Source organism: Aquiflexum sp. (assembly GCF_977115555.1).
This window is the reverse complement of sequence record NZ_CDSBKL010000116.1, coordinates 1-10,826: the sequence shown is the minus strand read 5'-3', so window position 1 is coordinate 10,826 and position 10,826 is coordinate 1. Positions and strand designations below refer to the sequence as shown.

General features: G+C 41.7%; 11 protein-coding genes. 4 read left to right on the top strand and 7 right to left on the bottom strand.

The window, feature by feature from the left end; translation table 11 throughout:
* From mtgA to ACZFYI_RS09075, 4 genes are all read right to left on the bottom strand, one after another.
* A partial coding sequence (gene mtgA, locus ACZFYI_RS09090; protein WP_462523807.1) for a monofunctional biosynthetic peptidoglycan transglycosylase occupies positions 1-485 on the bottom strand: 485 nt, incomplete at its 3' end.
* A gap of 6 nt (positions 486-491) precedes the next feature.
* On the bottom strand, positions 492-1,310 hold the full coding sequence (locus ACZFYI_RS09085) for a class I SAM-dependent methyltransferase (RefSeq protein WP_462523806.1): 819 nt from the start codon (positions 1,308-1,310) through the stop codon (positions 492-494).
* Positions 1,311-1,372: 62 nt separating this feature from the next.
* Positions 1,373-3,310: a DUF3857 domain-containing protein gene (locus ACZFYI_RS09080; RefSeq protein WP_462523805.1), complete on the bottom strand. Its 1,938-nt coding sequence runs from the start codon at positions 3,308-3,310 to the stop codon at positions 1,373-1,375.
* 1 nt (position 3,311) lies between these two features.
* Positions 3,312-5,129: a DUF3857 domain-containing protein gene (locus tag ACZFYI_RS09075; RefSeq protein ID WP_462523804.1), complete on the bottom strand. Its 1,818-nt coding sequence runs from the start codon at positions 5,127-5,129 to the stop codon at positions 3,312-3,314.
* A 215-nt stretch (positions 5,130-5,344) separates the two neighbouring features.
* Between ACZFYI_RS09075 and ACZFYI_RS09070 the strand changes: the two genes are divergently transcribed.
* Positions 5,345-5,812 carry a MaoC family dehydratase gene (locus tag ACZFYI_RS09070; RefSeq protein WP_462523803.1) on the top strand — a complete coding sequence of 156 codons (468 nt, stop codon included), beginning with the start codon at positions 5,345-5,347 and terminating at the stop codon, positions 5,810-5,812.
* 20 nt (positions 5,813-5,832) lie between these two features.
* Here ACZFYI_RS09070 and ACZFYI_RS09065 read toward each other — a convergent pair whose 3' ends face one another.
* Genes ACZFYI_RS09065 through ACZFYI_RS09055 form a run of 3 tightly spaced genes read right to left on the bottom strand, consistent with a single transcriptional unit; the run spans position 5,833 to position 8,360 of the window.
* Entirely contained in the window at positions 5,833-6,558 is a 726-nt protein-coding gene (locus tag ACZFYI_RS09065; RefSeq protein ID WP_462523802.1) for a tRNA threonylcarbamoyladenosine dehydratase, read from the bottom strand.
* Positions 6,555-7,199, bottom strand: coding sequence for a TatD family hydrolase (locus ACZFYI_RS09060; RefSeq protein ID WP_462523808.1), 645 nt, complete (start codon positions 7,197-7,199; stop codon positions 6,555-6,557). Before ACZFYI_RS09060 ends, ACZFYI_RS09065 begins: the two co-directional genes overlap by 4 nt.
* Positions 7,200-7,220: 21 nt before the next feature.
* The gene (locus ACZFYI_RS09055; RefSeq protein ID WP_462523801.1) at positions 7,221-8,360 is read right to left on the bottom strand and encodes an amidohydrolase; all 1,140 of its coding nucleotides are present in this window, start codon (positions 8,358-8,360) and stop codon (positions 7,221-7,223) included.
* A gap of 169 nt (positions 8,361-8,529) precedes the next feature.
* On the opposite strand from ACZFYI_RS09055, the gene ACZFYI_RS09050 reads away from it, so the two are divergent.
* The 3 genes from ACZFYI_RS09050 to ACZFYI_RS09040 all read left to right on the top strand — a co-directional run bounded on the left by ACZFYI_RS09050 (position 8,530) and on the right by ACZFYI_RS09040 (position 10,711).
* Positions 8,530-8,706, top strand: coding sequence for a hypothetical protein (locus tag ACZFYI_RS09050; protein ID WP_462523800.1), 177 nt, complete (start codon positions 8,530-8,532; stop codon positions 8,704-8,706).
* A 74-nt stretch (positions 8,707-8,780) separates the two neighbouring features.
* Complete coding sequence (locus tag ACZFYI_RS09045) at positions 8,781-9,443, top strand: pseudouridine synthase (protein ID WP_462523799.1); 663 nt, start codon at positions 8,781-8,783, stop codon at positions 9,441-9,443.
* Between the two features lie 296 nt (positions 9,444-9,739).
* Entirely contained in the window at positions 9,740-10,711 is a 972-nt protein-coding gene (locus tag ACZFYI_RS09040; protein ID WP_462523798.1) for an AAA family ATPase, read from the top strand.
* The last annotated feature ends 115 nt before the right edge of the window (positions 10,712-10,826 follow it).

The window sequence follows — 10,826 nt, the reverse complement described above, 5'->3', positions numbered from 1 at the left end:
CCCATTTCAATTACATTGAGGTAGACTTCCATAATCCGCTCTTTGGTCCAGATCGTTTCGATCAAAAAAGTAAAATAAGCTTCCAATCCTTTTCTTATGAGGTTTCTCGATGGCCAAAGAAAAACGTTTTTGGCAGTCTGTTGACTGATAGTGCTCGCGCCTTTGATGCGTTTTCCTTTTTTGTTTTTCTCCCAAGCTTCTTCCATTGCCTTCCAGTCAAAGCCATTGTGCTCCAAGAACTTTTGGTCCTCGGCGGCATATACTGCCTGTGGCATGTGTTTGGAAATATTGTCTATCGAAACCCAATCTTTGTATAACCGGACTTCCTTCTTTTCATCCCAAGCCTGTTCCCAAAGTCTGATTACCATCAATGGAGTCACAGGGACAGGTACAAACCTGTAAAAAATAGTCAACCCGATGGAAATGATAAAAAACCAAAGGGCAATTTTGAAAAGGAATCTGAAGATTTTCTTGATGAATTTCATGGTGGTTTATGCGAAGGCGGTGGCTTGGATAAATCTATAATAAAAAACTGAATTTGGCATATCCCTTAATTGGTCCATCGCCTCTAGCATGTCTTTGACCTGTATTTCGCTGACCAATCCTTCGGAGAGCAATGCCGGAGCACCGCTGTTCATCAGGTTTTTCCAATAATTGAACACAGTTCTTTTTTCATCGGAATATCGGCTGTCTAAATGAAAGCCTCCGCTTCTTAGACTGATGTTTTGGTAACCCGATTCGGACAACAAATCCCCGAGTCTTGCACCCACCTGCGGATCACCGCCGATTTGGACCTGATAGTCATTGTAGATTTTCCAATAATCCACGATAGAGGGCATGACGGGATAGGTATAAAAAGTCGCGTTGAAAACTTCCGTAATCGAGACCATTGCTCCGGTCTTCAAAAACGGTTTCATGCTGATGAGTACTTCAACGGGATCAGGGATATGTTCCAAAACCCAACAGATAAAAGCACCATCGTATTGCTTGTCAAGCTTCAGGTTTTTGGCATCCTGATGGACAAACCTCACTTTATCTTCTCCAAAACCGGCTTTGGCCATGTTTTCCTTCGCCTTGGCAATTTGACGGGATTCATATTCTACCCCGGTGATGGAAAGGTGTGGAAATCTCCTGAGTAAGATTTCTGTCTGGGCGCCTACCCCACTGCCTATTTCGAGCAAGTCATTTACTTTCGAAAAATCAATGAAATCATAAATAGGCCTTTCGATCACCAAAGCCTGTTCCCGGAGCCTTTCCTGCTCGATTTCCTGATAGCCGTGGATGTATTTGGGAGTGGAAGTGCCGCTCATTTTCTGTGGATTGTTTCGCAAAGAAAGAGGAATTATCGCGCATTTTAAAACCCGAGAAGGGATTAAGGATTTGCTGTTTTTTTGAGTACCACGGGCTCTTTCAGTTTGGTGGTGAGGATCTCCATAAAGTACTTGAGGTCAGGATAGACGGAGGGTGAGATAAGTGGGTATTTTAAGCTGATGGATGCTGTTACCTTAATTTGACCCTCCCATTGGGTAACTTGATAAGTGAAAAGCGCGGTGCCTCCAGGTATGGTGATGTTTGCATCTTCAGGATAATCATCGACTTCGTAGCCAGCAGGAATCTCTACGATGGAGGTATAATTATCTGTAAATGTATACATGAAGTCAACCGGGAAAGTCCTGATATCCGATTGAAATGGGTTTTCGCTCCAGCGCGTATAAGCAAAAGGAGAAATAAAAGTGGTTTCGGCATCAAACTCACTGAAAGCATATTTGAACTTTGCCTCTAGCTGCTTTCTCGGTTCTGTCTTTTCTGTAACGCCAAAGTCTGAAAGGTTTTCCGGCGAGGAGCCGAGGATGTATTTTTTCAAAGTATCTACTTCATCGATGGTGCTGCCGTTCATTTTGGTAAGGGCATCATAATCCGTAAACCTTACAGTTGATTCCGAAATGAGGTGGTTGTTTTCATCCAATTTGGTATTGACCATCTGAACAATTCCAGATCTGTGGGGAAGCGATACGGGGACCAGGCCGCTGTCCTTCTCTTTCATGATGTAACCATAGGCCACATGCTGGTTTAGTGGCAGGTATCCAAAAGGTCTTGCGGAGTTGGTGGCATCCAAAAAGTATTCTTTGTCATCTACTTTGGTATAAATGATCAATTGGTCGAATTGGTCCAAAAAAGGTGTGTCCACCAAGCGTGAGTGGCCGTTTCCTTTGCTGCTGATCAATAAAGGATAGGCTGTTAAGCCATTCGCCCTAAGGTAAGTCAAAAGCGTCAGGTTGATATCTGCCCGCTGTCCTGTCCGGGATTCGAGCATAGCTCTGAGATTTTTGGAAGGGAAAGGGCTGTACTCACCATTGTAGCGGTATTTTTCTGTTACAAAATTGTAAATCTCTTTCGCCTTTTGTGTCTCTGTCTCTCCCTTTGGGACAAAGATTGAAATCTGGCTTTTTTCCCCGGCATTTGGCTTCAGATAGTGGACAAATAGGTCAAACTCACTGATGCTTTCTGTCAATTCCTGCCAAGAAGTATAAGTCTGCTTGAAGCCCGAGCCTCCTCCTCCGTAAGTTGCCAAATTGGAAAATGCATAACCTGAAAGCTGAAAACCGATTTTTTCAAGGTAATCTTGGTAATTTGCCATCATCGGTTCTATTTTGACTGAGTTCAGGTCGGTCACTGTCCAACTGTAAGTCCCATCATAATTTGTCCGGTAGTCACATTTCTGTGTTTTTTCGCCCTGAGCAAGAAATCGATAATTCAAAAAGGAAGGAACTTCAATGGTATAGCTTGATTTGAGGGTTGGTATGGAATTGTGAAACACCCAAGGATCAAGAAAGGTGATGCCTTTGTCCGTTTTCAAATAAGAATACTCAATGATAGAACCTACTTTGACATCTTTAAATGTAAACCTGACTTCTTTATAATTGTCGTCTAGATCTACTTCGAAAAAATCATCTTTACCCAGTTTGGTTACTTTTTCAATTCCGTTTTCGATGTTTACCGTTTGTGCATTCAGCTTGCTGATATTTTGGATGCCCTCTCCGGCATAAAAGGAAATCCTTACGTTTCCAGCGTCCATTCCACTTTCTTTTAAGATTTTTACCCTCCGGTGGATGGTAGCATGCTGGATCGCGCCAATAAACTGGTTAAAGGAATTTACTCCCAACACTACTGCCCCTGCGTCCGGTTCGAAGTCTACTTTGGTAAGTTCCAACTCAGATTGGGAATATTTCCCAAATTTCATATCCTGAGCTTTGCCCATGAGGCAGATAGAAAAAGTCAGAAAAAAAAGGAGGGCTCTCAATGTTTTCATGTCATTCAGATTTTTTAAGGATGATATTTTTTTGTAGTTGGGTGTTGATTCGGGCAATGGTTTTGGATTTGTCTTCCTCGCTGATTTCTTTGGGAAGGTTGATTTCAAGTCTGTTGCTGATGGTGATGACCCCATCATCGCTGACCTGACTGTCTATAAAGTATGAAAAGTAATCCTCCTTGATTTCAAAGTTTGAAACACCTGATTCCATCTCCGTTTTTCGGTTAGATTGAATGGTGATTTCTTCCTCCAAGTTCAGCAATCCATTGTCCAACATGTCTGTCTCTATCTTTTTTAGATGTGTAGGAAAAATGATGCGCTTGGTGGTCTGCTGACCAAAACGCTGGATGTTGCCTTCAAAAGTCACAGAAGCCACAGGAACTTCCCTTTGATTACTTGTTTCGATTTGATAATCCTTGATAATGATACCGCTTCCACCGATGTTTTTATTGAGGTAGTTTTTCCTTTGGTTGTCATCCAAAAACTCATTTAAAGCAAAAAAATCGACTGCAGGAAATCCCTGAAAGGAACTGTTTCCTTTAAATGTACCATCTCCGTTTTCCTGAAGTTGGATATCATAGGTGTTTTTGATGGTATTGAATTTTGATTCCCTGTAATCGGGAGTTCTTTCTAGAAATCCCCCGTTTTCAGTGACCACCAAGGCATCTCTGTCCTTGGTGAAATTTCCTGAAAATCCTGCCGGAAGGAAATTATTGGTGCATTCCAGCCAAAGCACTTCTTCTCCCATAGGCACTCGCAAAAATGCGTGGTTGAAATTGTTGATCGGAAAATCTGCCTCTAAATGAACTTTTTGATCTCCTGCATAGACCAAAGAGTATTGTGATTCGATACCAACTTCCTTCAACATGCCTTTCATAAGCGTAGTCAATGCTTTGCATTCGCCGTATTTCGTTTGGATTACATCAGATGCATTTCTGGGTTCCCATCCATCTATGCCTAAGAAAATGACGACATAGCGGTAGTTCTTTTGGAGGTATTTATAAATGACTGAGATTTTTTCATAATCATCCTCCAAACCTGCTGTCATCTGACGGACTTCTGATTTGAAATCTTCCGGAAGTTCATCTTTCTTGTCAATCAGCAAACTGATAAATCGACCAAAACCATCCCAATTTTCCATGTCGGAAACATAGCCTTCGAGGGCGAATTTTTTTGGAGCAAGGTCCAGTGATGGTAAGGAATCAGAATCCGTCCTTTCGTCAAATGCATCGAGGTTTTCCAAATTCCAATTTAACTTTACTTTATTTCCTTCCTGAGATGTGGAAGAGGAGGAATCCAGATGGTTTAGCCTGAATCTCAATCCAAGTGCCACTGGATAAACTACCTCCAGGCTGGCGGACTTTATTTTTTGGTTATGGTAATATTGGGGATTCCAAGAACCCAAAAAGAAGTTTGTTGTCCTTAAGCGTTCCTCGATAATGTCGACTTTTACCGGTAGCGGAACACCCTCCAATTCAAAGACTTTGTATTTGGTATCCACATAAATACTTCCATCATCAATGTAGGAGACTTCTTTGAGATCTTTCAGCTTAACCCTTTTCACCACTTTGGAAGTTGCCAAATTGGTTACTGTGACTTCAAAATTTGTCACTTGGTTCAGCTTGTCTACAGGAAGGACTCTCTTTGCATGGCTCAATCCTCTGGAATCCCAAATATTGAGGGTGAGGAGAGATTTGAAGCTGACAGAATAATCGGGGTTAAGGGTAATGAAATCCTTTTTTTCCAAAATTGAATAATGGGGAACGGCTTCCTGTGAAAATGAATTCCCTGAGAATAAAACCAGGGTCAGCGCGATCAAGCATTGGAATTTTTTGGGATTCATAAAAAGGGACTCAAGCGAAGCAAATTTATTGGTTTAGTTGAATTTTAAAAGTTTTGAGAAGTATTTAATTTTATGAGGTGCAATGGACGTTTGAAATTCGCCTATTTCTGTATTTTGAATGGTTTTGTGTAATCGGTTTCCTTCGCCTGATAAATTTTTTTACCTTTAAATTTTATAAAACATCAATTTATATGGCCAAAATCACGATTGGGAGCTTTGAAGATTTTGAAAAATACATAGGTCAGGATCTTGGAGTCTCTGACTATCATCAGATTACCCAAGAACAGATCAACCAGTTTGCTGTTGCGACGATAGATCATCAGTGGATTCATACCGATCCTGAGCGTGCCAAAAAGGAAGGTGCTTTTGGAGATACCATTGCCCACGGCTACCTGACACTATCCTTGGTACCTTACCTTTGGGATCAGGTCATCCATGTCAATAACCTCAAGATGATGGTCAATTATGGCATCGAAAACCTGAGATTTGCCCAAGCTGTTTTGGTCAACAATGAAGTGAGACTCAATGCCAACCTGAAAAATGTAGTCAACCTTCGCGGAACTGTCAAAGCCGAAGTCAATGTGAAATTGGAGATCAAAGACCAAAAGAAACCTGCATTTACAGGAGTATTGGTGTTTTTATACCATTTTGAATCCTAAGTCAGTAAAGAAAAATCGGCCTAGCTTTTCAATAGATCATTGATCACCACAGATGCCGTGACGCAGCCAAAGGTGGCCGGCAAAAATGACATGGTTCCGTAAGCGGATTTTTTGAAATTGCTGCCATCTGTCAACATCAGGCTTTCCTTGATATAGAGTTCTGTTGAAAAAACGGCTTTAAAACCTTTGTGGATTTGCTTGGCTTTTAATCGTTTTCGGACCATTTGGGCAAGTTTACAGCTGTGGGTCTCGGAGATATCCGCGATTTTTACTTGTGTAGGATCTATTTTGCCCCCTGCACCCATCGAACTGACCAATGGAAATCCCCTTTTCATCGCACCTTCTATCAAGTGAAGTTTTGGAAGCAAACTGTCAATACAATCCACCACAAAATCAAATTCATTTTCTTCCAACAATTGGGTCATTCTTGCAGGTCTGAGAAATTCCCTGATGACATGGATTTTCAGATTGGGGTTGATGCTAAGCAGCCTTTCTTCCATCCATTCGGCTTTGGATTGTCCAAGATTTTTTTGGGTGGCCGGAAGCTGACGGTTACAGTTGCTGACATCCACCACATCCCCGTCTATGATGGTCATCTCACCGATTCCTCCCCTACAGATGAGTTCAGCGGCAAAAGAACCCACTCCACCAAGTCCCACGATCAATACGTGTTTCTTGGCAAGCTTTTCCAAGCCTTCTCTTCCTGTTATCAATTCCGTCCGCGACAGCCAAGCAAATTCACTCATGTCATTTTTCTATTTGAAATCCTGTTCCAATTATCCCTTACCATGTCCAAAAGCTTGGTAACAGGAATGCCCAAAAGTAAAGAAGCTTGCTGATATATATCTGAAATTGGAACCTCCGAATCGTCAGTTTCAAAAAAAATTCTGTCCAAAGGACATTTCAAGAGCCATTGTTGTGCGTTGGAATCTTGTTTCAAAATGGCTTTGCCAAAGGAAAAATAGATGGGAAAGGAAAGCAGGTTTTCGGCGGTTTTTGGTTTTTGGTTAAAGCCGTGCCAAATGACGGGTGATGAGTCGGGATGTTTTTTGAGAAATTCCTGAAGCAAGTGACTTCCTTTGACGCAATGCAATAGAAGAGGGAGTCCGAGCTTTTTGGCAAGATTTGCCTGTGCAGTGAATACCCTTACCTGAAGGTCTGATTCGGGTCCTTTAATCAGGTCAAAGCCGCATTCACCGATTGCCATCAGGTTAGAATTTGAAGATTCTGCTTCGATTTTTTCCATTTCCTTTTCCCAGTTTCCATCCAAATACCAGGGATGAATTCCCCAAGAAAAATTTTGGTCAGGAATGTCATCGCCGGGAAGGATGTTGAAAATACTGTTTTCAATTCCTTTTTGATGGGTGTGGAAATCGGGGTATGTCATCAAGGAACCTGCTTTTTTTGATCAATAATGAAGCTTTTTGGCGATTGCCACAAACATGCCCACTCCCGTTTCTATCAACTCATCAGGAAAATCAAAATTGGGTTCGTGGAGTTGGGGATGATCCAATCCTGATCCAAGACCAAAAAGCAAGGTTTTGGTATGGGAAGAAAACAAACCAAAATCCTCCGACCATCGGAAAGGATTTCCTACATGATGGATATCCAAGCCGAGTTCCTCTGCAGCATCCAAACCTATTTTCCAGGCTTCGGGATGATTGTGTGTTGCCGCAAAACTTTCCACATAATCAAAAGAAATTTCCAATCCATATTCATCGGCAATTTGGGTAGCCAACTGTTCTGCGTAGGAAACCAAGAGGTCACGGGTTTCATTTTCAAATGCCCTGAGGGTAGCCCTGACGACAGCAGTACTTGGTGAAGTACCAAAAGCGATGCTTCCCAACTCGGCATGGACCACAGTGACAAGGGAAAAATTTTCCATTCCTTGGGGGAGTGCTTCTAAGGCTACGATGGTTTTGGCCAAGGCTTTCGCAGGGCTGTTTCCGGCTTCGGGATGTGCGGAGTGTGAATTTCTTCCTTTAAAATGGATACTCATACCTACTGATGCGGCGGCAAAAGCACCTTGTTTCAAAAGGATTTGGTGGAGTGGATAACCGGGAAGATTATGCAATGCAAAAGCATAATCCGGTTGGATTTCTAAGAATTTTGGATCCTTGATCACTGCTTCCGCTCCTTCCCCGGTTTCTTCAGCAGGTTGGAAAAGAAGAACTATTCGTCCTTTTTTGGGTTTATTTATAGAAAAGTAAGTACCCAAACCACTTAGAATAGCCATGTGCCCATCATGTCCGCAGACATGTGATTTGTTGGGAATGGTGCTGAAGTGGGAAATGGAATTTTCTTCTTTGATCGGAAGCCCGTCCAGTTCACAGCGAAACAGGGTTGTTGGCCCTTTTTCATTTCCTTCAAATACAAATGCCAAGCCATGTCCCCCAAGGCCTGTGATGGTTTTGTCCGGATTCAGGTCTTTGAAAAAGTCCAGGATTCTTTTGGCTGTTTCCTCTTCCTGACCTGAAAGTTCGGGGTATTGATGGAGGGTTTTTCTGAATTCGCTGAGTTTTTGGACAGTAGCAATGTCGAGCATCATGTTAGATATTTTTTTAAATTTAATGGTTTGAAACCCCAAAGCCAACGAATATTACATGGAATCCAATTACTGGGTTGCAGAAAAAATTATGGCAAATACATACATGGGTTAACAAAAAATAAAGAACTTTTTTATATTCGAAACTGTAACCACTTAAATCCATTTGATTATGACAACTGAACAAAAATCTGCCATCGAACAGGAAATCGACAACCTGAAAGGCACCTTGACCGGCAACATGTTTCAGGACATGGAAACCCGTGACCAAATCCACAACCTCGAAATGCAGCTCAAAGGAGTGAAGCCCATGGACAGTCATTTTGACTGTGTTGGTTGCGGAAGTTGATATTATTCCAGATTTAGATTGATAGGGTTTTTCTGTTAATAAAAAGTAAACAGAAAAACCCTTTTTCTATTAAAATGCCAAACTACAGATACTTCGTCATCTACAAGCCCTTCGGGATCCTCAGCCAGTTTAGCGGAGAAGAGGGCACCTTAAAAGATGTGGCTGACTTTCCGCCGGAAGTCTATCCCGTCGGCCGACTTGACAAAGACAGTGAAGGATTGCTGTTGATCACAGATGATAAATCCCTGAACCATTATCTCCTTGATCCCAAATTCGGTCATCTCCGGTCATACCTTGCCCAAGTGGAGGGAATACCTACAGAGGAGGCTATCTCCCAACTCCAATCAGGAACAGAAATCAACGTGGATGGGAAGGTATATCGGACCAAAAAAGCCTTTGCTAAAATCCTGTCTGAAGCACCCGATCTTCCTGAAAGAAATCCTCCAATCAGATACCGGAAGTCCGTACCCGATACTTGGATTCAACTTACACTGACTGAAGGTAAAAACAGACAGGTTCGCAAAATGACTGCAGCTGTGGGATATCCCACGCTTCGTCTCGTCAGGTGGTCCATGGAAAAGCTCACAATTTCAGGTTTTGCTGTCGGAGAAGTCAGGGAATTTGAAAAGGAAGAAATCTACAGACTTCTGAATATACAGCTCAAGACCTTTGAAAAGGACCAAAATAAAAGCAATGGCAAAACTTTTTCCCAACCTTCCGTAAAAAGAAAGCAGTAACCAAAAACCACTTTTACCATTTATCAATAAGTAAAAAGCATAAATTGGGATAAAGGGTATTTTGTTATAATTTAGCCCGATTATTAGACATAGGACGTGAGACACAAGATGTGAGACTGATTTATCTTAGGTTTGGAATTTGTCAATACAAAAGGTTTGAGTTTGAGTAATATTTCAATTTATATCTACTTTATTTCAACCATATTTCAAAATTGTTTCTAATAACCAATAACTATTAACCATCCCGATAGCTATCGGGACCAATAACCAATATCCAATAACATAATTACCTAAAAATGCATCAGCAGAAGATACAGCAAGTCATAGATGAAGTAAGAAAAGTGGTGGTTGGTCAGGACCGAATGGTCAACCGACTTTTGATCGGGCTTTTTACCAATGGCCATATTCTCTTGGAAGGTGTACCCGGGTTGGCCAAAACCCTTACTGTAAATACCTTGGCCAAGGTGCTACACCTTGATTTCAAAAGGATTCAGTTTACACCGGATTTGTTGCCTTCGGACTTGGTAGGAACGATGATTTACAACCAGCAGGAGGCAAGTTTTCAGGTCAAGAAAGGACCGATTTTCTCCAATATCATTTTGGCTGATGAGATCAACCGTTCTCCTGCCAAGGTGCAATCAGCCTTGTTGGAAGCGATGCAGGAAAAGCAAGTGACGATCGGAGAGTCTACTTATCAGTTGGACCGACCGTTTTTGGTGCTTGCTACACAAAACCCTGTTGATCAAGAGGGAACATATCCTCTTCCTGAGGCACAGGTGGATAGGTTTATGATGAAAGTACACATCGACTACCCGTCCAAGGCAGATGAAATGGAAGTCATGCGCCGTATGGCAAACATGCATTTTGTTTCGGAGGTGAATGCGGTTCTTTCCAAAGAAGACATTTTTGCCATCCGTGCCCAGATCAATGAAGTAAAAATTGCAGAGCCTCTGGAGAATTACATCATTGAATTGGTATTTGCGACTAGGTTTCCTGAAAAATACGGTCTAAAAGACGAAGCCAAATACATTCAGTTTGGCGTTTCACCAAGGGCAAGTATCAATCTCAACCTTGCTGCAAGGGCTATGGCATTTATGGATGGAAGGGACTTTGTCCTTCCTGAAGATATCAAAGCCATTGCTGAAGATGTGCTGAATCACAGAATTATCCTCAATTATGAGGCGGAGGCCGACAATGTGAGTACAAGGGATTTGATTAAGATTTTCTTGGAGAAGATTCCAATTAACAAATCCGTAACATTGAAATAGCTTCTATTGTCAATAGAGCCAAATCCTTGGGAAACCAAGGATTTTTTTTGTTTTCAAGGTTAATGGAATATTAAATTCTGTTTCATTTTTTAAAAAAAGGGTAATTGCAAAAATT

Bases quoted from the DNA above. Each gene is read 5' to 3' on its own strand.
- ACZFYI_RS09060 (WP_462523808.1), bottom strand. From the start codon at position 7,199: ATGACATACCCCGATTTCCACACCCATCAAAAAGGAATTGAAAACAGT.
- ACZFYI_RS09080 (WP_462523805.1), bottom strand. From the start codon at position 3,310: ATGAAAACATTGAGAGCCCTCCTTTTTTTTCTGACTTTTTCTATCTGC.
- ACZFYI_RS09085 (WP_462523806.1), bottom strand. From the start codon at position 1,310: ATGAGCGGCACTTCCACTCCCAAATACATCCACGGCTATCAGGAAATC.
- ACZFYI_RS09070 (WP_462523803.1), top strand. From the start codon at position 5,345: ATGGCCAAAATCACGATTGGGAGCTTTGAAGATTTTGAAAAATACATA.
- ACZFYI_RS09045 (WP_462523799.1), top strand. From the start codon at position 8,781: ATGCCAAACTACAGATACTTCGTCATCTACAAGCCCTTCGGGATCCTC.
- ACZFYI_RS09065 (WP_462523802.1), bottom strand. From the start codon at position 6,558: ATGAGTGAATTTGCTTGGCTGTCGCGGACGGAATTGATAACAGGAAGA.
- ACZFYI_RS09050 (WP_462523800.1), top strand. From the start codon at position 8,530: ATGACAACTGAACAAAAATCTGCCATCGAACAGGAAATCGACAACCTG.
- ACZFYI_RS09055 (WP_462523801.1), bottom strand. From the start codon at position 8,360: ATGATGCTCGACATTGCTACTGTCCAAAAACTCAGCGAATTCAGAAAA.
- ACZFYI_RS09040 (WP_462523798.1), top strand. From the start codon at position 9,740: ATGCATCAGCAGAAGATACAGCAAGTCATAGATGAAGTAAGAAAAGTG.